A 21,465-nucleotide genomic window follows, 5' to 3' on the forward strand; every position below is an offset into this window, starting at 1 on the left:
CCACCGGATAGCCGCCCTGGGTGATGGTCCATTTGCGTTCGTCCAGCAGCTGCTTCAGTTGCGCGCTGTTGCCGGCGAAGACCGGAATCACGCCTTGCTGCACACCCAGCGCCTTGGCCAGGCGGACGAAGGCGAAATCGCGCGGGGCGATAGCCGGCGGGATGTAGACGCCATCCTTGCGGCGGATCAGCCCTTTCAGAAAAGCCTTGTCCACGTAGACATCGGTGATGCGGCTCTGCTCTTCGTACTCGTTCCCCCATAAGCCGACGGTGAAGCTGATTGCCTTATCCATCCGGCCCTTGTCGTCCAGGAAGCAGTGTCCGGCGGTCAGCACCACATCCGGCGCCACCAGCGTGCCGGTGCAGATATTCTGCGAGCGGGTTTCCAGCTGGCCGACGGCCTGCCATGGCATCTTGTTTGGCTTGGTCAACACGCGATCGTCTTTGCCGAAAAACAGAATCTTGTGTTCGCGGCTCAGCGGCGCGGCATGGGACACCGCGGGGATCAGGACGAGGCAGAGGAAAAGGCGGGTGAGTTTCATCGCGCGGGCACCAGAAATAAAAACGGGGCGCAGAGCGCCCCGTATCTTGCTATGCCGCTAAGCGAGAAGCCGCGGCATTCGCGCCATGATTACTTGGCAGCGGAAGCAGCGGCTTTCTTGGCAGCGTGCTTGTGAGCCTTCTTGGCCGGAGCGGAAGCGTCGGCTTTAGCGGCTTGAGCCTTTTGAGCAGCGGAAGCTTCTTTCTTCGCAGCGTGCTTCTTGGCGTGGTGCTTGTGGGACTTCTTGGCTACCGGAGCGGAAGCGTCGGCCTTAGCGGCTTGAGCCTTCTGAGCGGAAGCTTCTTTCTTGGCAGCGTGCTTGTGAGCCTTCTTGGCCTTCGGAGCGGAGGCGTCGGCCTTAGCGGCTTGAGCCTTTTGAGCGGCGGAAGCTTCTTTCTTGGCAGCGTGCTTCTTAGCGTGGTGCTTGTGGGACTTCTTGGCTACCGGAGCGGAAGCGTCGGCCTTGGCGGCTTGAGCCTTCTGAGCGGAAGCTTCTTTCTTGGCGGCGTGCTTCTTGGCCTTCTTGGCCTTCGGAGCGGAAGCGTCGGCCTTAGCGGCTTGAGCCTTCTGAGCGGAAGCTTCTTTCTTTACAGCGTGCTTCTTGGCCTTCTTGGCCTTCGGAGCGGAGGCGTCGGCCTTAGCGGCTTGAGCCTTTTGAGCGGAAGCTTCGTGCTTCTTGGCAGCGTGCTTGTGAGCCTTCTTGGCCTTCGGAGCGGAAGCGTCGGCCTTAGCGGCTTGAGCCTTCTGAGCTGCGGAAGCGTCCTTCTTGGCGTGGTGCTTGTGAGCCTTCTTGGCCTTCGGAGCGGAAGCTTCGGCCTTGGCGGCTTGAGCCTTCTGAGCAGCGGAAGCTACTTTTTTCTTTTCAACTTTCTTGGCCTTGTGGATGGCCGGAGCGGAAGCAGCAGCTTTTTCAGCGGCGAAGCCGTTAGCGGAGGCCAGGCTGAAAGCAGCGGTCAGGGCGAGCAGAGCCAGCTTTTTCATTTACGAAACTCCTAAGTTTCTTTGGATTGGGTTGAAACGGACATGAAATAGTCCTAATTCAGGGCGTGATGCTAGCGGTGGCAAGCCCGGGGCGTCTAGGGGATGCTTGTATCTCAATGTTACAAAATGTACATCAGGCGACTGGCCACTTCAGCAGAAAGCGCGCGCCGCCGAGCGGGGAGCGCTCCACCGCCACGCTGCCGTGGTGGGCGCGGGCGATGCCGGCGACGATGGCGAGGCCCAGCCCATGGCCGCCCGTCTTGCGGCCGCGGCTCTCGTCCAGCCGGACGAAGGGGTCGAACACGCGTTCGCGGTCTTCGTCGGGAATGCCCGGGCCATCGTCGTCGACGATGATGCAGAACTGCTGCTTGTCGATCAGGATGTGCGTGGCGACGATGGAGCCGGCGTGGCGGCGGGCGTTGGACAACAGATTATCCAGCGCGCGGGTGATCAGGTGTTCATCGGCGGTGATGTCCAGCGTTTCGCCCACCGGCTCGATCCAGTGGATTTCCTGCGCCAGCGCCGCCTGGCCGGCGATGCGCTCGCGCGCCCACGGAATGGCGTTGAAGCTGCTCAGCTTCAGCGGCGCTTCGGGACGATCCAGGCGGGCGTGGAACAGCAGCTCTTCCACCAGCTTGTCGATGGCGTTGAGGTCGCGTTCTATCGCCTGCCGCTCCGGCGTGTCCTCGTCGCCGTCCAGCAAGGCCAGCCGGTAGCGCAGGCGCGCCAACGGCGTGCGCAGCTCGTGCGCCACGGCATTGGTCAGCGTCTTCTTGCTGTTGATCAGGGTGGCGATGTTGTCGGCCATGTGGTTGAAGGCGACGCCAAGATGGTGGACGCCGGAGTGCGGCGGCAGATTGACGCGGGCGGTGAGGTCGCCGTTGGCCAGCTTGCCGGAGGCGCGCTCCAGCGCCACCAGATCGCGCCAGTGGGGGCGCATCCACAGGAATACCGGTATCGCCAGCGACAGGCCCAGCAGTGCGAGCAGCGCGTAGTCCACCCATTTGAGTTGGTGCAGGAAGAACAGATAACGCAGCGGGCCCGCCACCAGCAGGTAGTTGCTGTCCTGCAGCTTTTGCAGGAACAGATACTTGTCCTCCAGCATCACGATTTCGCCGCGGTCCAGCGCCTGGCGCGATTCGTCGTCCAGGATGTAGTTGCTCATTTTCTCGACTTTGACGCGGAAGGTGAAGCCGTAGTCGGAGTTGGCCAGGGTTTCGCTCCAGCGGTCCTCCGGCACGCCGCGCAGATCGGCCTCGATCAGCGACAGCGTGGTGCGCAGCAGGTCGGCCAGGTAGCGTTCGCCCTTCTCGTTGGACGCTTGCTTGTACACCAGGCCGACCATGATGACGGCCACCAGGAAGCAGGCCATCAGCAGCAGGTAGAACTGGACGAAAAGACGGCGCATCCGCGCTTACTCCCAGCCGGACAGCGAGAACAGATAGCCGCGGTTGCGCACGGTCTTGATGCGGAACGGCTCGCTGGGGTTGTCGCCCAGCTTCTTGCGCAGCCGGGAAATGGCCACGTCTATGCTGCGGTCCAGGCCGTCGTAGCTGACGCCGCGCATTTCCTTCAACAGGATATCGCGGTTCAGTGTTTCGCCGGCGTGGCTGGCCAGCAGCCACAACAGGTCAAAGTCCGAGGTGGACAGCGGAATCTTTTCGCCGGCCAATACCACGTCGCGGCTGACCGGATCGATGGATAATTGGCCGAACACCACCTTGCGCGAGCCGCCCTTGCCCTGCTGAGCCTCCGCCGCGGGCTGGGCCGGGCGCAGATTGCGCAACTGCGCGCGCAGCCGCGCCACCAGCACCGAAGGCGGGGTGGTTTTCAGGATGTAGTCGTTGGCGCCCAGTTCCAAACCCAGGATCTGGTTCATATCGCTGTCCAGCGAAGTCAGCATGATGATGGGGCCGTCGAATTTGGGGCGCAGCTCGCGGCAGATGGACAGGCCGTCCTTGCCCGGCAGCATGATGTCCAGCAGCACCATGTCAGGCTGCTCGCGGGCGATGGTGTCCAGCGCGGTATCGCCGCGCGGTTCGATCACCACTTCCATTTCATGGCGATCCAGGAAATCCTTGATCAACTCGGCCAGGTCTGCGTCGTCCTCGACAAATACGATGCGATGAGTCATGCGTGCGTCCATACCATTGATTGAGCGAATTGCCGGCAAGTATGGCGCGGCCGGCTGCCGGGCTCAAGTGCCGGGCAGGAACAGCGGGTTGAAGCCGAGGCGGGCGTAGCCGGCTTCGCCGGCCAGCAGGTCCAGCGCCAGGCTGGCCAGATCGTCGGCGCCGGCCTCGGCGTCCGGGTCCTGCAGCAGCGATACCTGCTTCAGCGCGCCATGGCATTCGCCGCAGGCTTCCACCTCCTGCGCGCCGCGCGTCTGGTGCGGCCGCTGATGGTCGGGTTCCGGCGGTTCGTAATCCTGAGGCGCCAGCGAGTAGTAGCGCAGATCGCGGCTATTGCCGCAGCCCAGGCAACGCACGCGGCCCACCGGCCAGGCATGGCCGCATAAGGCGCACAGCGCGTGGCGTTGGGCATGGCCGCTGTCGCCGCGCGTCAGCACCGAAGCCAGCGGCAGGCCGCCGCAGCACGGACAGCGCTCTGTCTGATGATCCGGTTGCGGCAACGGCCGGGCGCGATGATATGCGGTGTATTGCACCTGCAGCGCGGCGCCCAGCAACGGCAGCGCCGCCAGAGGCGCGTCGTCGTTGATGGCCCCTTCGCTTAAAGCCGACGCAACAGTCTGCAAGGCGGCCGGCGGGAGTGACGTCAGCTGATCCAGCGCGGTTTGCGCCGGCGCGGGCAATTGGCCGGAGAGTCCTTCCGCCAGCTGCCGCAACAGGGTGGCGAGCCATTCCGGCGCGAGCGAGGGCGCGGCGGCGGCGTCCAGCAACGTTTGCTGCCGGTCGCATAGCGTGGCGCACAGCCGCAGGAAATCTGCCATGGCATGGCCATCGGCCAATTGGCGTAGCCGGGCGGCGCGGCGGGCGAACAGATCGGCCGGCGGCCTTAGCACCGGTAGGCTCAGCAAGGGGGCGTGGCCGGCGCGGATTTGTTCTGCTGGGAGGATGGGGTGGGTGGATGTCATGGTGGCGGTCGAGGTTTGAAGGTTATTTTGAAATTCAAAGTGCCGAAAACGTGCATTCGCTAGGGGCTGTTGACGTTTGCTGAGGGTCGCGCCGGGATGCATTTTGCGCCGAATCGAGGCGTTTCGCGCGCCGCATAGTCATTCTCTGCCAGCGCGGAACAACGAAGAGTCGGCGCGAAAGGCGCCCGGCCCTGCGGGTTTGGCGTAGCTCAAACGCGATCCTCACAGCAAACATCAACAGCCCCGGACGTTAGGATCGAATCAATGGGTCCGGTTTCCCCTGCAGCGCAAGCCGAGGTTTCGACGCTCGCTTATGTCTGCTAGCGAATCTCTGATTCGCTCAGCGATAGGGGGCTGGCCGCGCAGCCCCCTTTCCCGTTTGCCGGCTGGAACTGGCAACTCAATATCGTCCGCGCAGCGGACACAAAGCCTTGCTACTTTTTCCCCGTCATTTCCTTATACCAGCCCGGATGATGCTTCTTGGCCCAGGCGTGGGTGACCACGCCCTCCACCATGGCACGTATCGTGCCTTTCACCCACAAGGCGGCATAGATGTGGACGATGATGCTGGCGATCAGCGCCGTGGCGGCCCAGGCGTGCAGCAGCAGCGCCAGCCGGATCACCGGGATAGGGAAGTAGTCGGAAAAGTACTGGCGCCAGGCGATGATGCCGGTGACCAGCATGACGGCCACGCACAGGGTCATGATCCAGAACATCGCCTTCTGGCCGCCGTTGTACTTGCCCACCTCAACGGTCTCATGGCCGCGCAGCACTTCTTTGACCGACAGCATCCACTGGATGTCCTGGCCATTGATCAGGTTGCGCCGCCAGTAGCGGAAGAACTGGCGGAAGAAGCCCAGGAACATCAGCACGCCGACGAAGGGATGGACCATGCGCGCCAGCTGCGGCGTGCCGAACACGCCGGTCAGCCAGAAGAAGGCCGGGTAGAACAGGGCCAGGCCGGATAGCGCCAGCAGGATGAAACAGATGGCCACGATCCAGTGGTTGATCCGTTCCGCCGCGCTATAGCGTTGCAGCAGTTTTTCCTTCATGGCTTGTCCTCCTCGTGCGGCGCCGTTTCATCGTCTTCCTCGGCGCGGTTGGGGCCGACGGTGATGTAATGCAGGAAGCCGAACAGGCCGGCGGCGGCGATGCCTATCGTCGCCAGCGGTTTGAGCCAGCCCTTCCACAGCTGCACGGTGGGACTGATCTCGGGGTTGTGGGGCAGGCCGGAGTACTGTTCCGGCTTGTCGGCGTGGTGCAGCACGTACATGACGTGGGTGCCGCCCACGCCTGGCGGGTCGTACAGGCCGGCGTTTTGATAACCGCGCCGCTGCAAGTCCGCCACCCGTTCCGCCGCCACTTCCTTCATGTCTTCCTTGGAGCCGAACTGTATGGCCCCGGTGGGACAGGTCTTGACGCAGGCCGGCTCCAGGCCCACGGCGACGCGGTCCGAACACAGCGTGCATTTGTAGGCCTTGTTGTCTTCCTTGCTGATGCGCGGGATGTTGAACGGACAGCCGGCGATGCAGTAGCCGCAGCCTATGCAGTTTTCCTGATGGAAATCGACGATGCCGTTGCTGTACTGCACGATGGCGCCCGGCGACGGGCAGGCTTTCAGGCAGCCCGGATCGGCGCAGTGCATGCAGCCATCCTTGCGGATCAGCCATTCCAGTTTGCCGTTGCTTTCCTCCTCGGCAAAGCGCATCACGGTCCATGCCTTGGCCGTGAGGTCGGTGGGGTTGTCGTAGACGCCGATGTTGTGGCCGACCTCCTCGCGGATGTCGTTCCACTCGGAACAGGCCACCTGGCAGGCCTTGCAGCCTATGCAGGTGGAGGTGTCGATCAGTTTGGCCACTTCCAGCGTTTTGCGGACCTTGGGGCTTTCGGTCGGGCTGGCGGAGCGGCGGTTGATGTCCAATGATTGCAATGGCATGGCCGGAGCTCCTTATAGTTTTTCCAGTTTGACCAGGAAGGCCTTGTACTCTGGCGTCTGCGTATTGCAGTCGCCCACGGCCGGCGGCAGCGAGTTGGTCAGATAACCCGGCCGCGCCACGCCCTCCCAGCCCCAGTGCAGCGGGATGCCGATCTGGTGCACGGTCTGGCCGTTGACCTTCAGCGGCATCAGCCGCTTGGTCACCACCGCCTTGGCTTTGACGAAGCCTCGGTTGGAGCTGACCCTGACCATGTCGCCCTGGACGATGCCTTTTTCGCGGGCCAAGGCTTCGCCGATTTCGACGAACTGCTCGGGCTGGGCGATGGCGTTCAGCAGCACCGATTTGGTCCAGAACTGGAAGTGTTCGGTCAGCCGGTAGGTGGTGCCGACATAGGGGAAGTCATGGTGGGTGCCCAGCCGCTTCTTGTCGCTGTCGAACAGCCGCACCGCCGGGCTGGAGACGACTTTAGGATGCAGCGGATTGGTGCCGATCGGGCTTTCCATCGGCTCGTAGTGCTCAGGAAACGGGCCGTCCACCAGCTTGTCGGCGCAGAACAGCCGGCCCACGCCTTCGGGGTTCATGATGAAGGGCAGCATGCCGGAGTCCGGCGCGGCATCGGCCTTGAAGTCCGGCACGTCGCCGCCCACCCATTTTTCGCCGTTCCAGCTGATCAGCTTGCGCTTCGGGTCCCACGGTTTGCCGGACGGGTCGCAGGAGGCGCGGTTGTACAGGATGCGGCGGTTGGCCGGCCACGACCATGACCAGCCCGGCGTGTTGCCGAGGCCGGTGTCGGTGTTGTCGCGGCGCGCCATCTGGTTGCCGGCCTGCGGCCAGCAGCCGGAGAAGATCCAACAGGCGCAGGCGGTGCGGCCATCGTCCTGCAGCACGGCGAAGCCGGGCAGCTGCTCGCCTTTCTTGACCAGCACCTTGGACGGGTCGGCCGGGTCCGGCAGGTCGGCCAGCGCCTTACCGTTCATTTCCATCGCCAGTTCGCTCGGCGTCGGGGCCTTGGGGTTGCGGTAGTTCCAGTTCACTTTCAGGATAGGATCGGCCAGCTTGCCGCCTTCCTTGCGGTAAAGGTCGCGGATGGCGACGAATAACTCGCCGATGATCTCGTTGTCGCCGCGCGCCTGGCCCGGCGGTTCCGCGCCTTTCCAGTGCCATTGCAGCCAGCGCGCGGAGTTGACGATGGAGCCGTCCTCCTCGGCGAAACAGGTGGACGGCAGCCGGAACACCTCGGTTTGGATCTTGGCCGGGTCGACGTCGTGCGCTTCGCCGTGGTTCTGCCAGAAGGTGGAGGTCTCGGTGGCGATCGGGTCGATGATCACCATGTACTTGAGTTTGGAGAAGGCCTCGGTCACCTTGGCGGCGTCGGGGAAGCTGGCCAGCGGATTGAAGCCCTGCACGATGAAGCCGTTCATCTTGCCCTGGTACATCAGCTCGGTCATGTGCAGCACGTCGTACATCTTGTCCCACTTGGGCAGCCAGTTGTAGCCCCAATCATTGTCCTTGCCGGCGTTGTCGCCCCACATCCATTTCATCAGGCTGACGAAGAACTTCGGCGTATTGCTCCAGTAGTTGAACTGATTGGGCTGCAGCGTTTTCGGCGTGGTCTTGGCGAGGTAAGTGGCCAGGTCCGGATGGTCGGCTTCATTCGGCAGCGTCAGGTAGCCGGGCAGGCTGGTGGACAAGAGGCCCAGGTCGGATAGGCCCTGGATGTTGGAGTGGCCGCGCAGCGCGTTGACGCCGCCGCCGGGCATGCCGATGTTGCCGAGCAAGAGCTGGATCATCGCCATGGTGCGGATGTTCTGCGCGCCGGTGGTGTGCTGGGTCCAGCCCAGCGCGTACAGAATGGTGCCGGCTTTGTCCGGGCGGGCGGTTTCGCCCAGTTCCTTGCAGACTTGAAGGAAACCGTCCACCGGCGTGCCGCAGATATTGTTGACCACTTCCGGCGTGTAACGGGCGTAGTGCTGTTTCATCAGCTGCCAGACACTGCGCGGGTGTTGCAGCGTGGGGTCGGTCTTGGCGTAGCCGTCGTCGCCCAGCTCGTAGTTCCAGCTGCTCTTGTCGTACTTGCTCTTGGCGGCGTCGAAGCCGGAGAACAGGCCTTCGTCGAAGTGGTAATCCTCGCGCACGATCAGCGACGCGTTGGTGTAGGCCTTGACGTAGTCCCACTGTATCTTGTCGTTCTTGATCAGCCAGTTGATGACGCCGCCCAGGAAGGCGATGTCGGTGCCGACGCGGATCGGCAGGTAGAGGTCGGACACCGAGGCGGTGCGGTTGTAGCGCGGATCGACCACGATCAGCCGGGTGCCGCGCGTCTTCTTGGCCTCGATCGCCCACTTGAAGCCCACCGGATGCGCCTCGGCGGCGTTGCCGCCCATCACCAGGATGAAGTCGGCGTTCTTGATGTCCACCCAGCTATTGGTCATCGCGCCGCGGCCAAAGGTGGACGCCAGCGCCGACACGGTCGGGCCGTGGCAGACGCGGGCCTGGGCGTCGGTGGCGACGATGCCCAGGCTGCGGATGAATTTCTGCGAGATGATGCCGGTTTCGTTGGAGCCGGCCGACGCGGTCAGCATGGCGGTGGACAGCCAGCGGTTGACCGGCACGCCGGCGGCGTTTTTTTCCACGATGTGCGCGTCGCGGTCGTCCTTCATCAGCCGGGCGATGCGCTGGATGGCCTCGTCCCAGCTGATGCGTTTCCATTCATTGCTGCCGGGTTCGCGCACTTCCGGATATTTCAGCCGCTTGGGGCTGTGGATGAAATCCAGCAGGCCGGCGCCCTTGGGGCAGAGCGAGCCGCGGCTGACCGGATGGTCCGGATCGCCCTCGATGTGGTAGATCTCGCCGAAGGCGTTTTTGGCGCCGTCGCCCAGGCCGTACAGGATCAGGCCGCAGCCGACGGAACAGTAGGTACAGGTGTTGCGGGTCTCGCGCGCGCCCAGCAGTTTGAACTGGCGCACTTCCGCCAGCGCCTGCTGCGGCGCGAAACCCATGGCGACCAGGCTGGAGGCGCCCAGCTGCGCCGCGGTCAGCTTGAACAGCTGGCGTCGGGTGACTTCCATCGTCCATCTCCTCCGGGACATTCGCGCCAGCAAATCGCTGGGGAATATCCAAAACTGATAACTTTGTCGATTGGCTTATTTTTTTATGCTACTCCGCGATGTCGATAATGACCACCTTATTGACAGGGATTTGCGAAGGCGGCGCCGCTGGTCGGTGCCGTACAGATTGGGGCGTTGACTGAAGAGAAGAGAAATGGCCAGGCCGCTACGGCAAACCGGCTGGCCTGGCGTGGATGCCCCCAACCGGCCTGTCCAGTTATTTGTAGCAGTTTTATTACGATTTGCAGGGTATGGATTTTGACTATCAGCGGCGGATGTCGGCTTGCCAGCCGCCGCCTAGCGCCTTGAGCAGGCTGACATTGGCCAGCAATTGGCCGCCATGCAATTGCGCCAGGGTTCTGTGCGCCGCCAGTTGGCTTTGCCGGGCGGCGGCCAGCGTCAGCGCGCTGTCCAGGCCCTCGCGATGGCGCAGCTGGCTGATGGCGTAGGCTTGGTCCTGGTTGCGTACCGCCTCGGCCTGGAGCCGGCGCGCTTCATCCAGTCCGTGCAGCGTGCTCAGGGCATCCTGCGCTTCCTGCGCCGCCTGCAGCACGGTTTGGCGGTAGCCGGCCAGGGCGGCGCGGTAGCCTGCCTGGGCATAGTCCACCGTGGCGGCAGTCTTGCCGTTGTCGAACAGCGTCTGCGTTGCCTGCAGCCCTATGCCCCAGATCAGCGCCGGCGTGGAGAACAGATGGGTGAGGCCGGTGGATTCGCTGCCCAGATAGGCCGGCGTCAGCATCAGCTGCGGAAAATAGGCGGCTTTGGCCACGCCGATCTGGGCATTGGCCGCGGCCATCGCCCGCTCGGCGGAGGCGATATCGGGGCGGCGCTGCAGCAGATCGCTGGGCGCGCCGCCTGGGACCGGCGGCAGCGCGGTGGGCAGGGCGCCGGCGTCCAGGTGAAAGGCGGGGGCCGGCGTGCCGCTCAGCGTGGCCAGCAAGTCCTCGTTGCCGCGGCGCTGATTCAGCAGCAGTTCCCGCTGGGCGCGGCTGGCGGCCACGGACGCGGCCTGTTGTTCCTCGTCGGCGGCGGAAGCGAGGCCTGCCTGGTGACGGATGCGGGTCAGCTCCAGCACGCGTTGCTGGGCCTCCAGCATGCTGTCCAGCAGCCGGATTTCCTCGTCCTGCTGGCGCAATTGCAGATAGACGGCGGCGAGTTGGGCGGTCAGCAGCAGTTCCACATTGGCGCGGTCGGCGGCGGCCTGCTCGGCGCTGGCGCGCGCGCTTTCGATGTCGCGGCGCACCCGGCCCAGCCAGTCCACTTCGTAACTGACGCTGAGCATGGGTTTCAGGTCGCTCTGCACCGTGCTGGCGTTGCTGGCCCCGTAGCTCGACAGCGGCCGATCGGCGGATAGGCGGCCGCGCGACGCGGCCAGGCCCAGGCTGGCCGACGGCAGCGCGGCGGCGCCGTGGATGCGGCTTTGCGCCTCGGCCTGATCGAGTTTGGCCAGCGCCTGTTGCAGCGTCGGGCTATGGGCCAGCGCGTCCGCTTCCAGCCGGTCGAGGCCGGCATCGTGGAACAGTTTCCACCATTCGCGCTTGGACAACGCGTCGGTCGGGGCGGCGGGGCGCCAGTCGCCGTCGGTTTTCCATTGCGCCGGCAGCGCCGTCGCCGGACGCTGGTAGTCTGGGCCGACGGCGGCGCAGCCGGCCAGCGCGGCGGCAATCAGCAGGGGCAGCGCGCGCATGACCTTATTCCTCCTTCAAAGGGGCGACGATGGCCACCGGCTGGCCGTCATTGATCGAATCTGGCGGATTGATGATCACCTTGTCGTCGGGCTTCAGCCCGGCGCGGATTTCCACCTCATGGCCGTAGTCGGTGCCCACCGCCACCGGCTGCAGGTGGACCTTGTTGTCCGGTCCGACCAGCGCCACGCGGCTGCCCTTGGCGTTGAACTGCAGCGTATTGGTGGGCAGCGTCAGCGCGTCGCCCTTGGGCAGGCGGAAGGTGGCATCCACGTATTGGCCCGGCAGCAGGCCGTGGTCGGCGTTGGGAATGGACACTTCCACCTGCAGGGTGCGGGTGGCGGGATCGATGGCGCCGGCGGTGCGCGCCACCTTGCCCTTGACCGGCTGGCCCGGCGCTTCCTGGCGCGCGATGTCCACGGTCTGGCCGACGCGGATGGCGGCGGCATTGGCCTGCGGCACATAGGCGTACAGGTGCAGCTTGTCGATCTGGGCGACGGCGAACAGCGCCTGCGGCGTGCCGCCGTTGCCGGCATTGACCAGGCTGCCGGTATCGATGTTGCGGCGGGTGACGATGCCGTCGAACGGCGCGACGACGCGGGCGAAGTCCTGCAGATCGCGCAGCCGTTTCAGTTCGGCGTCGGCTTGCTTGTAGGCGCTTTCCTTCTCGTCGAATTCCTGCTGCGACACCGCGTCCTGAGCGCGCAGCGTTTTCCAGCGCAGGTAAGCGGTTTTCGCCAGCGCGAAGTTGGCCTGGGCTTGCTGCGCCTGCTTGTCCACATCCGGGATGTCCAGTTCCGCCAGCAGCTCGCCTTTTTTCACTGGCTGGCCGATGTCTTTGTGCCAGCGCTTGATGTAGCCGCTGGTGCGGGCGTAGATCTGCGCCTCGGCGATGCCTTGCAGCGTGGCAGGCAGCGTCAGCTTGGCATCGCCGCGGCCGCGGGTGGGGGTGACGACGCTGACGGTGAGCACCGCGTGGCGTTCGGCCTCCTTGGCCAGCGCTTCGGCATTGGCGTGGCGCACCAGCAGCGTGCGGCCCAGCCCCGCCAGCAGCAGGCCAATGGCGACGACAGCGGCGATGCGCGCCTTGCGCGCCACCGCGCCGCGGCGGGCGTGGTGCAGATGTAGTTCGGGCAGGCCCTGATGGCCGTGGCGTGGCTCAGTCATGTCATGCGTCCTGTGCGGAAGGGGCGGCGTTGTCGGCCGCGCCAGTCGCGCCTTGTTTGCGTTTTTCCAGATAGCGGTGGAAGGAGGCGAATACCACCGGCACGAACAGCAGCGTGGACACGGTGGCGAACATCAGGCCGCCGATCACGGCGCGGCCGAGCGGGGCGTTCTGCTCGGAGCCTTCGCCGATGCCGATGGCCATCGGAATCATGCCGATGATCATGGCCAGCGCCGTCATCAGCACCGGGCGCAGCCGGGTGGCGCCGGCTTCCAGCGCGGCGGACAGCGGCGGCAGTCCTTCCCGCATGCGCTGGCGCGCGAAGGACACCACCAGAATACTGTTGGCGGTGGCCACCCCCATGGTCATGATGGCGCCGGTCAGCGCCGGCACGGAGAGGTTGGTGCCGGTGACGATCAGCATCCAGGCGATGCCGGCCAGCGCCGCGGGCAATGCGCTGATGATGATGAACGGGTCCAGCCAGGACTGGAAATTCACTACGATCAGCAGGTAGACCAGCACGATGGCGCCGAGAATGCCGACGCCCAGGCCCAGGTAGGAAGAGCGCATGGTCTCCACCTGGCCGCGCATGCCGACATGGCTGCCTTTGGGCAGCTGGGCCTGTTCTTCGTTGATGGCCTTCTGGATGTCCGCGGCCACCGAGCCCAGGTCGCGGCCGCGCGCGCTGGCGTAGACGTCGATCGACGGCAGGATGTTGTAGCGGGTGACGATGGCGGGGGTACGGCCCGGAGAGGCGCGCACCAGATTGGCCAGGGTCTGGGCGCCCATTCCATGGTTGCCCGGCGCGTTGACCGGCAGCTTGAGCAGCTGGTCTAGCGAGTCGATGCGGTATTGCGGGGTCTGCGCCTGCAGGTTATAGACGATGTGATTGTTCGGATTCAGCCAGAACGCCGGTTGAGTCTGCTGGCTGCCGGACAAGGGCAGCAGCAAGTTCTGGGCGACGTCCAGCGGGGCGATGCCCATGCCCTGCAGCCGCGGCCGGTCCATCGTCAACTGGATGGCTGGCGCGTCCAGCCGTTGGTGGATGTGGACGTCGGCGGCGCCGGGTATCGCCTGGATGCGGCGCAGCAGTCGGCCGGCGTAGGCGGCGTTTTGCTTCAGGTCCTTGCCGAAAATCTGCACATCGATGGGCGCGGGGGCGCCGAAGTTCAGGATCTGCGTGATGATGTCTGCCGGTTGGAAGAAGAACTCCACGCCGGGGAAGCGGCTTTCCAGCCGTTTGGGCAGGGCGGCGATGTAGTCCGCGCTGGGCTTGTGATCGGGCTTCAGCGAGATCAGCACATCGGAGTCCAGCGTGCCTATGGTGCCGGAATTGCTGTACGACAGGTTGATGCCGCTATACGGCAGACCGATGTTGTCGATGATGGAGTCCAGATCCTGCGGCGGGATGATCTTGCGGATCTCCGCGTCCACCTGATCTGCCAGCGCCGCGGTATCCTCGATGCGGATGCCGGTGGGCGCGCGCACGTGCAGCTTGATCTGGCCGGTATCCACTTCCGGGAACAGGTCGCGGCCCAGCAGCAAATACAGTCCGCAGGAGGCCAGGCAGAAGCCCAGGAAGACGGCGATGAAGGCCTTGCGGCGGGTCAGCAGGTGGCTGAGCAGATGCACATAGACTTCGCGCAGCCGCTCGAAGCGCGCGTTGAACCGTTCATGCACGCGGTGGATGGCCGCCGCGATGCGGCCCTGGCGATGCTGGTGTCCCATCAGCAGTAGCGCCAGCGTCGGCACCAGGGTCCGCGACAGCACGTAGGAGGCCAGCATGGCGAACACCACCGCCTCGGCCATCGGCACGAACAGATAGCGCGCCACGCCTTCCAGGAAGAACATCGGCACGAACACGATGCAGATGCACAGCGTGGAGACGAAGGCCGGGATGGCGATCTCGCCGGCGCCGTCCAGGATGGCGGTGTACAGCGGCGAGCCCATGTGCAGGTGGCGTTCGATGTTTTCTATCGTCACCGTGGCGTCGTCCACCAGGATGCCCACCGCCAGCGCCAGGCCGCCCAGCGTCATCACATTGATGGTCTCGCCTATCATGTGCAGCGCGACGATGGACGCGAAAATGGACAGCGGAATGGAGATGGCGATGATGGAGGTGGTGCGCCAGTTGCCGAGGAACAGCAGCAGCATCACCGCGGTCAGCAGTGCGGCGACGAGGGCCTCATGGATCACCCCTTGCACGGCTGTTTTCACGAAAATGGACTGGTCGGCCAGCAGACCGACGTGCAGGTCCTTAGGCAGCAAGGGCAGCAGGCCCGGCAGCTTTTCCTTCAGGTGGTTCACCACGTCCAGCGTGGAGGCGCCGCCGTTTTTGTAGATCGACATCATCAGGCCGCGCTGGCCGTTTTGCTTGACGATATTGGTCTGCGGCGAGAAGCCGTCGCGCACGTGCGCCACCTCGCGCAGAAATACCGTCGCGCCGTCGGCGGTTTTCACCGGAATGTCGTTGAGGCCGGCGAGGGTGTCCGGCGAGCCGTTCAGCTCCACATCGTATTCGGTGCCGCCTATCTTGGCGGTGCCGGAAGGCAGCGCCAGGTTCTGCGCGTTGACCGCGTTGACCACGTCGGTCGGCGTCAGGCCATGGGCGGCGATGGCGCGGCTGTCCAGATCCACCGACAGCAGGCGTATCTTGCCGCCGTAAGGGTAGGTGATGGCGATGCCTGGTATCGTCACCAGCTGCGGCCGCATGGTGTTGATGGCGGTGTCGAACACATCCTGTTCCGACAGCGTTTTGCTGGACAGGCCTACCTGGATCACCGGCACGCTGGACGCGGTGTACTTGATGATCAAGGGCGGCGTGGCGCCCGGCGGCATCTGCTTCACCACCGCCTGCGAAACCGACACCACCTGGGCGATGGCGGTCTGGATGTTGACGTTGGGCTGGAAGAAGATCTTGATGATGGCAATGCCGGCCAGCGACTGCGACTCGATGTGCTCGATGTCGTTGACCGTGGTGGTCAGCACGCGTTCGTGGGTCTGGGTGATGCGGTCCGCCATCTGCTGCGGCGCCAGGCCGCCATAGCCCCAGATCACGCTGATCACCGGGATGTCGATCTCCGGCAGCACGTCGACAGGCGTGCGCATGATGGCCAGCGGCGTGGCCAGCAGGATGACGATAGCCATCACGATGAAGGTATAGGGCCGTTTCAGGGCCGTTTCGACAATCCACATAGGGTACGGCTTGCCTCGCTAGGTTGGCGCGCGGTCGCGGCGGGCACGCCATGATGCGCGCCGTCTTTGCAGCTTATGCCAGGTTTGGGATGTTCTGTGGCAGGATTGCACGGCGATGCCGTGCGGTTTTTGTTAAGGATTGCTGCCAGCAAGGCCGGCGGAGCCAATCATCCAAACTGCATTAACTGGTCAAGAGACCATACCGTTGACGGCAAGTGACGCGAAGCGTGAAAAAAAGTTCTAGCGTGCATAAACGCAATGAAAACAGCCCTCCGGATGGGAGGGCTGTTTGAGGGCGGCGCGGCGTGTCAGGACTTTTTGCGCGCGTAGCGGTTGAGCGAAACGACGCGGGTTTTGCCGATGCGATGGCGGTAGATCTCGCGCAGGTAGCACACCGCTTTTTGCACATGCTCGCGAGTCAGCCGGATGTCGTTGATCGACACGAACTTCTTGTTGTCGCGGATCAGCTCGCGGTACTTCTTCTCGTACATCGGCTTGATGGCGAACCAGTTGGTGTCCAGGATCTTGGCCGGGTTCTCGTAGTCGTTCAGCAGCTTTTCCAGCAGCGTCTCGTCGAAAGTGTCCGAGGTGATCAGATCCAGAATGACATTGTCCAGACTGTCGTCGAAGCGGTGGTTGCCATGGGCGAAGCAGCGCTTGATGTAGGCGACGATCAGCGTCAGGAAGTCATCGCTCAAGCACGGGCTCTTGGCCACCAGGGTAGTCAAGGACAGGTTGGTGGAGGCGCCGATGACCAGCGCGTAGCGCTTCAGCGTGGTGCTGGGGAACAGGTCGTTCAGGTGGCGCTTCAGCCGGTTCAAGTCCAGGTAGGACAGCTTGTAGCCCTTGGGCAGCGACAGGATGGCCACCACCGACGAGCAGTTCTGGAAGAAGAACAGCTGGTTCAGCTTTTCCGCCGCGTAGCCGGACTGCTTGTACTCTTCCAGCGCCGCTCGATAGCTTTCGCATTCGATCGGCAGCAGGCTGATGCCCTCGATCGCCTGCGTCTGCTGGTTGAAGTGGGGCAGGTCGATGGAGCGGAAGAACAGATCGTCGATGTCCAGCTTGTTGACGAAGCCGTCCGAGCCCAGCGGGTCGCTGACGACCGATTCGGCGTAGGCCACCGCTACCGGGCCGGCCAGGCTCATGAACAGGTCGTTGGCGTCCAGCCGTATCGTCTCGCCCATGTCGATGCCGGCGCGCAGGAAGTAGTTCTCGTCGTAATCGCTGGTGACGGCCTGCGCGGTCAGAATGTTGAAGATCTGCTGCGAGATGTACTGGTTGGCGTGGCGCTCCATCGCGTTGACGTCGAGGTGCTCGATATTGCCGCCTTCGCTCTCTTCGGCGTAGCGCATGATGTCGTTGGAGATCAGCATCATCGCGTTCCACGGCCGGATGCGGCGCATCACGCTCTCGGCGCCGGCTTCCTCGTTGACGAAGTTGTAGGAGAAGTCCCACTCCTCAGCCAGGTATTTGCACAGCAGGCGGCCGGCGTTGATGTGCAGCGCCTCGGAGCCTTCGGCATGCTGGCCGGAGATATTCGGCAGAATGCAGATGCCGCTGGTGAAGATGGGCTCGAACACGAAGCCGTAATCGTCGACCTGGCCCGGCTTGTCGTCGTTGCGGGTCTCGAAGGTCTTGCTCATGTAGGCGTACTGCTGAGCCAGGCCGAATTCCGAGGCCATGCCGGAGCCGGTGCCGCCGCCGGCGCTGAAGATGTAGAAGTACAGCCGCGACTGGTTGGCCTTGATGCCGCAGGAGTCCATCAGGTAGGAGTGGATCAGCGCCCATTCCGGGTCGGAAAAGCTGACCGTGTCCTTGTTCAGGATGATCTTGGCCAGGTACTGGCCCAGGATGGGGGCGTTGCCGGCGCCGCCGGCATGGACCTCGGCCAGGTCCATGATCTTCATCTTGTTGTAATTGCTGAAGAAATCGCTCTGCTCGCCGCGGCGCGAGAAGCGGATGCGGCCCTTGATGTCCTTGTCCAGGTCGCCCAGCATCACCATGGGTTCGATCAGGAAGGCCGGCTTGGCGGTCTTGTGCTGCGACAGCAGATTGCGGCGTATCCACTTGCGCGGGCGCTGTTCCTGCTCCGGCGGGGTTTTTTCGTCGCCCGAGAATTCATTCATGTAGAAGCGGCGCGCGTTGTAGACCAGCGTCGCCACGTCCAGCGCGATATTGGAGCCGCATCGGCCCAGGCCGATCAGGCAGACCGACGGGAACGGACGCTCCACATGGGCGCCTTCGTCGTCTTCGATCTCGCGGGCGAAAGCCATGCCACGCAGCGTGTCCAGATGCTGCAGGATGCGATTGGTGTCGTGCTCGATGAAGTATTGGTACAGCCCCGACTGGACGCGCTCGTTCAGTTGCAGCAGCTGACGGGGGGACGACGGCTGCGGGATGGCGGCGACTTCGTCATCGCTTGCCGGGGGATTCGAGGATTGGTCGTACATTGATTGCATGATCATCCATTCTCATTCAAGGTTTACCCTTGTCCGGGCGGTCTCGCGGGAACAGAACCGCGTTTCCAATTTGCAGCAGCTGATATTCTGGTCTTATTCACACTCCATTGTCGTGGGCAAACGGCTTTTTGACCACTAAATTCTGCTTGGCATGCGACAGCGGCATGGCTTTTGCGGCGAAGTTGCCGCAAATTTGGCGATAAAGATCGGGTGAAATGCAAAACGCCGCCCCTGGGGGCGGCGTGCAGGACGGATCAATCGGCCGGATCAGACGCGGCGCGCCAGTTCTTCTGCCTTGCCCAGATAGTTGCCAGGCGTCAGTTCCAGCAGGCTGGCCTTGACCGCTTCCGGCAGTTCCAGGCTCTTGATGAAGGCATGCAGCGTTTCGCGGGTGATGCCGCCCTTGCCGCGGGTCAGCTCTTTGAGCTGCTCGTACGGATTGGCGATGCCATGGCGGCGCATGACGGTTTGCACCGGCTCGGCCAGCAGCTCCCAGGAGGCGTCCAGTTCGGCGGCGATCTGCGCCGGGTTGATCTCCAGCTTGTTCAGGCCCTTCAGGCAAGACTTCAGGCCGAGCAGGGTGTAGCCGAAGCCCACGCCCATATTGCGCAGCACGGTGGAGTCGGTCAGGTCGCGCTGCCAGCGGGATACCGGCAGCTTTTCCGCCAGATGGCCCATGATGGCGTTGGCCATGCCCAGGTTGCCTTCGGCGTTCTCGAAGTCGATCGGGTTGACCTTGTGCGGCATGGTGGAGCTACCCACTTCGTCCTTCTTCACCTTCTGCTTGAAGTAGCCCAGCGAGATGTAGCCCCACACGTCGCGGTTCAGGTCGATCAGGATGGTGTTGATGCGGCTCATCACCTGGTACAGCTCGGCCATGTAATCGTGCGGCTCGATCTGGATGGTGTACGGGTTGAATGTCAGGCCCAGGCCCGTGACAAAGCGGCCGCACAGGCTTTCCCAGTCGATGTCCGGGTAGGCCGCCAGATGGGCGTTGTAGTTGCCGACCGCGCCATTGATCTTGCCCAGGACTTCCTGATGCACCAGTTGCTCGCGCTGGCGCTTCAGCCGGTACACCACATTGGCCAGTTCCTTGCCCATGGTGGACGGCGTGGCCGGCTGGCCGTGGGTGCGGCACATCATCGGCACGGCGGCCAGTTCGTGGGCCAGCTTCTGCAGCTTGTGGATGACCTCGTCCAGCGTCGGCAGCAGCACGGTGTTGCGCGCGGCCTTCAGCATCAGGGCGTGGCTGAGGTTGTTGATGTCCTCGGAGGTGCAGGCGAAGTGGATGAACTCGCTGGCGGCCATCACTTCCGGATTGCCGGACAGACGTTCCTTCAGCCAGTACTCGATGGCCTTGACGTCGTGATTGGTGCGGACCTCGATCGCCTTGACCTCTTCGCCGTGCTCGACGCTGAAGTTGGCGATCACGTCGTCGATCTCGCGAATGGTGGCCTCGGAGAACGGTTTGACTTCCTCGATGCCCGGCTCGGCGGCCAGCATCTTCAGCCATTCCAGTTCCACTTTGACGCGGCACTTCATCAAACCGAATTCGGAGAACAGGTTGCGCAGGGCCTCGACCTGGCCGGCGTAGCGGCCATCCAGCGGGCTCAGAGCGGTCAACGTAGTCAGATTCATGCGGGGTATTTCCAAACGTGGTTTGCCAAACAACGGCGGGTTGCGGTACTAACGGCTCCGGCGGCGACGCCGGTTCGATCCCTTGGCGCCGCTAACAAAACTCCCGATCCTGCCTTGCGCCCGCTGGCCGCGCGACGCGTGCTGTCTGCGTCGGCGCGCCTGGGCTGAGGTGGGCGATGAGATTTTGTTATCGGCTCTTAATCACTGTAGCGCTTCGACGCCGCCTTGCCGGCGGCTTGTCTTTATCTCAAAACAAACGGGCGACTGGCGCCCGTTGTTTTGGCTTACATGCCGGGCATCATGCCCTTCATGCCTCGCATCAGCTTCATCATCCCGCCCTTGGACGAGAACTGCTTCATCATCTTCTGCATCTGCTCGAATTGATTCAGCAGGCGGTTCACTTCCTGCACCGTCACGCCGGAACCCGCGGCGATGCGGCGCTTGCGGCTGGCCTTGATCAGCTCCGGCTTGCGGCGCTCGGTCGGCGTCATCGAGTTGATGATGCCCTCGATGCGGCGCATGGATTTCTCCGCCTCCGCGCCCTGGATGCCTTGCGCCATCTGACCCAGCTGGCCAGGCATCTTTTCCAGCAGATTGGCCATGCCGCCCATCTTCTTCATCTGCTGCATCTGGGCCTTGAAGTCCTCCAGGTCGAAACCTTTGCCGGACTTCAGCTTCTTGGCCATCACCTCGGCTTCCTTCTGATCGATGCCCTTTTGGACTTCTTCGATCAGGGACAGCACGTCGCCCATGCCCAAAATGCGGCTGGCGATGCGGTCCGGGTGGAACGGTTCGATGCCGGTGACTTTTTCGCCTACGCCGATGAACTTGATGGGTTTGCCGGTAACGTGGCGCACCGACAGCGCGGCGCCGCCGCGCGAATCGCCGTCCATCTTGGTCAGGATCACGCCGGTCAGCGGCAGCGCTTCATTGAAGGCCTTGGCGGTGTTCACCGCGTCCTGGCCCTGCATCGCGTCCACCACGAACAGCGTTTCAATCGGATTGATCGCGGCGTGCAGCGCCTTGATCTCGTCCATCATCGCTTCGTCGATGGCCAGGCGGCCGGCGGTATCCACCAGCAGCACGTCGAAGAAGTGGCGGCGCGCGTGGTCGATCGCCGCGCGAGCGATGTCCACCGGCTTTTGCGACACATCGGACGGGAACCATTCGACGCCGACTTGCGAGGCCAACAGCTTCAGCTGCTCGATGGCGGCGGGACGGTAGACGTCGGCCGATACCACCAGCACCTTCTTCTTCTGGGTTTCCTTCAGCCTTTTGGCCAGTTTGCCGACGGTGGTGGTTTTACCCGCGCCTTGCAGGCCGGCCATCAGCACGATGGCCGGCGGCACGGCGGCCAGGTTCAGCTCGTCGTTCTTCTCGCCCATCAGCTTGATGAGCTCTTCGTTGACCACGCCCACCAGGGCTTGGCCCGGCGTCAGGCTGCCCATCACGTCCTGGCCCAGCGCGCGCTCCTTCACCTGGGCGATGAAGGTTTTGACGACGGGCAAGGCCACGTCGGCTTCCAGCAGCGCCATGCGCACTTCGCGCATCGCGTCCTGGATATTCGATTCGGTCAGCCGCGCGTTGCCGCGCAAGGTTTTCATCACGCCGGACAGGCGGCTGGTCAGGTTGTCTAGCATGGTGCTGTCCTTACTCTCTGC

Annotated in this window: 14 protein-coding genes; all 14 read right to left on the reverse strand. The window is 63.7% G+C overall.

Translation table 11 applies throughout. The features are described 5' to 3' along the window. Window positions 1-541 (reverse strand): serine protease (locus JHD59_RS11725; RefSeq protein ID WP_199154378.1); only part of this gene is annotated, 541 nt, incomplete at its 3' end. An 89-nt stretch (window positions 542-630) separates the two neighbouring features. Then, on the reverse strand, window positions 631-1,521 hold the full coding sequence (locus JHD59_RS11730) for a hypothetical protein (protein WP_146042094.1): 891 nt from the start codon (window positions 1,519-1,521) through the stop codon (window positions 631-633). A gap of 133 nt (window positions 1,522-1,654) precedes the next feature. Then, window positions 1,655-2,929, reverse strand: coding sequence for a two-component system sensor histidine kinase RstB (gene rstB / locus JHD59_RS11735; RefSeq protein ID WP_199154379.1), 1,275 nt, complete (start codon window positions 2,927-2,929; stop codon window positions 1,655-1,657). A gap of 6 nt (window positions 2,930-2,935) precedes the next feature. Continuing rightward, window positions 2,936-3,655, reverse strand: coding sequence for a two-component system response regulator RstA (rstA, locus tag JHD59_RS11740; protein ID WP_043622070.1), 720 nt, complete (start codon window positions 3,653-3,655; stop codon window positions 2,936-2,938). Between the two features lie 63 nt (window positions 3,656-3,718). After that, window positions 3,719-4,615 (reverse strand): formate dehydrogenase accessory protein FdhE, encoded by an 897-nt coding sequence (gene fdhE, locus JHD59_RS11745; protein WP_199154380.1) that lies wholly within the window; start codon window positions 4,613-4,615, stop codon window positions 3,719-3,721. 434 nt (window positions 4,616-5,049) lie between these two features. Further along, the gene (locus JHD59_RS11750) at window positions 5,050-5,667 is read right to left on the reverse strand and encodes a formate dehydrogenase subunit gamma (protein WP_043621945.1); all 618 of its coding nucleotides are present in this window, start codon (window positions 5,665-5,667) and stop codon (window positions 5,050-5,052) included. After that, window positions 5,664-6,551, reverse strand: coding sequence for a formate dehydrogenase subunit beta (fdxH, locus tag JHD59_RS11755; RefSeq protein WP_103317844.1), 888 nt, complete (start codon window positions 6,549-6,551; stop codon window positions 5,664-5,666). Before fdxH ends, JHD59_RS11750 begins: the two co-directional genes overlap by 4 nt. A 12-nt stretch (window positions 6,552-6,563) precedes the next feature. Continuing rightward, entirely contained in the window at window positions 6,564-9,620 is a 3,057-nt protein-coding gene (fdnG, locus tag JHD59_RS11760; protein ID WP_199154381.1) for a formate dehydrogenase-N subunit alpha, read from the reverse strand. Window positions 9,621-9,924: 304 nt separating this feature from the next. Next, entirely contained in the window at window positions 9,925-11,346 is a 1,422-nt protein-coding gene (locus tag JHD59_RS11765; protein ID WP_199154382.1) for an efflux transporter outer membrane subunit, read from the reverse strand. A 4-nt stretch (window positions 11,347-11,350) separates the two neighbouring features. Beyond that, the gene (locus JHD59_RS11770; protein ID WP_199154383.1) at window positions 11,351-12,511 is read right to left on the reverse strand and encodes an efflux RND transporter periplasmic adaptor subunit; all 1,161 of its coding nucleotides are present in this window, start codon (window positions 12,509-12,511) and stop codon (window positions 11,351-11,353) included. A gap of 1 nt (window position 12,512) precedes the next feature. After that, window positions 12,513-15,704 carry an efflux RND transporter permease subunit gene (locus tag JHD59_RS11775; protein ID WP_199154384.1) on the reverse strand — a complete coding sequence of 1,064 codons (3,192 nt, stop codon included), beginning with the start codon at window positions 15,702-15,704 and terminating at the stop codon, window positions 12,513-12,515. Between the two features lie 308 nt (window positions 15,705-16,012). After that, window positions 16,013-18,172 carry a hypothetical protein gene (locus JHD59_RS11780; protein WP_103316476.1) on the reverse strand — a complete coding sequence of 720 codons (2,160 nt, stop codon included), beginning with the start codon at window positions 18,170-18,172 and terminating at the stop codon, window positions 16,013-16,015. 261 nt (window positions 18,173-18,433) lie between these two features. After that, window positions 18,434-19,804 (reverse strand): adenylosuccinate lyase, encoded by a 1,371-nt coding sequence (gene purB, locus JHD59_RS11785; protein WP_199154385.1) that lies wholly within the window; start codon window positions 19,802-19,804, stop codon window positions 18,434-18,436. A 284-nt stretch (window positions 19,805-20,088) separates the two neighbouring features. Further along, window positions 20,089-21,444, reverse strand: coding sequence for a signal recognition particle protein (gene ffh, locus JHD59_RS11790; protein ID WP_103316479.1), 1,356 nt, complete (start codon window positions 21,442-21,444; stop codon window positions 20,089-20,091). Between the last annotated feature and the right edge of the window lie 21 nt (window positions 21,445-21,465).

Source organism: Chromobacterium sp. ASV23, from assembly GCF_016428945.1.
Taxonomy (GTDB): Bacteria; Pseudomonadota; Gammaproteobacteria; order Burkholderiales; family Chromobacteriaceae; genus Chromobacterium; species Chromobacterium sinusclupearum.

What these genes read in the sequence shown, in the direction of transcription:
- fdnG (WP_199154381.1), bottom strand. Translation starts at nt 9,620, where the DNA reads ATGGAAGTCACCCGACGCCAGCTGTTCAAGCTGACCGCGGCGCAGCTG.
- JHD59_RS11730 (WP_146042094.1), bottom strand. Translation starts at nt 1,521, where the DNA reads ATGAAAAAGCTGGCTCTGCTCGCCCTGACCGCTGCTTTCAGCCTGGCC.
- JHD59_RS11765 (WP_199154382.1), bottom strand. Translation starts at nt 11,346, where the DNA reads ATGCGCGCGCTGCCCCTGCTGATTGCCGCCGCGCTGGCCGGCTGCGCC.
- purB (WP_199154385.1), bottom strand. Translation starts at nt 19,804, where the DNA reads ATGAATCTGACTACGTTGACCGCTCTGAGCCCGCTGGATGGCCGCTAC.
- JHD59_RS11775 (WP_199154384.1), bottom strand. Translation starts at nt 15,704, where the DNA reads ATGTGGATTGTCGAAACGGCCCTGAAACGGCCCTATACCTTCATCGTG.
- rstA (WP_043622070.1), bottom strand. Translation starts at nt 3,655, where the DNA reads ATGACTCATCGCATCGTATTTGTCGAGGACGACGCAGACCTGGCCGAG.
- ffh (WP_103316479.1), bottom strand. Translation starts at nt 21,444, where the DNA reads ATGCTAGACAACCTGACCAGCCGCCTGTCCGGCGTGATGAAAACCTTG.
- fdxH (WP_103317844.1), bottom strand. Translation starts at nt 6,551, where the DNA reads ATGCCATTGCAATCATTGGACATCAACCGCCGCTCCGCCAGCCCGACC.
- JHD59_RS11770 (WP_199154383.1), bottom strand. Translation starts at nt 12,511, where the DNA reads ATGACTGAGCCACGCCACGGCCATCAGGGCCTGCCCGAACTACATCTG.
- JHD59_RS11750 (WP_043621945.1), bottom strand. Translation starts at nt 5,667, where the DNA reads ATGAAGGAAAAACTGCTGCAACGCTATAGCGCGGCGGAACGGATCAAC.
- rstB (WP_199154379.1), bottom strand. Translation starts at nt 2,929, where the DNA reads ATGCGCCGTCTTTTCGTCCAGTTCTACCTGCTGCTGATGGCCTGCTTC.
- fdhE (WP_199154380.1), bottom strand. Translation starts at nt 4,615, where the DNA reads ATGACATCCACCCACCCCATCCTCCCAGCAGAACAAATCCGCGCCGGC.
- JHD59_RS11780 (WP_103316476.1), bottom strand. Translation starts at nt 18,172, where the DNA reads ATGATCATGCAATCAATGTACGACCAATCCTCGAATCCCCCGGCAAGC.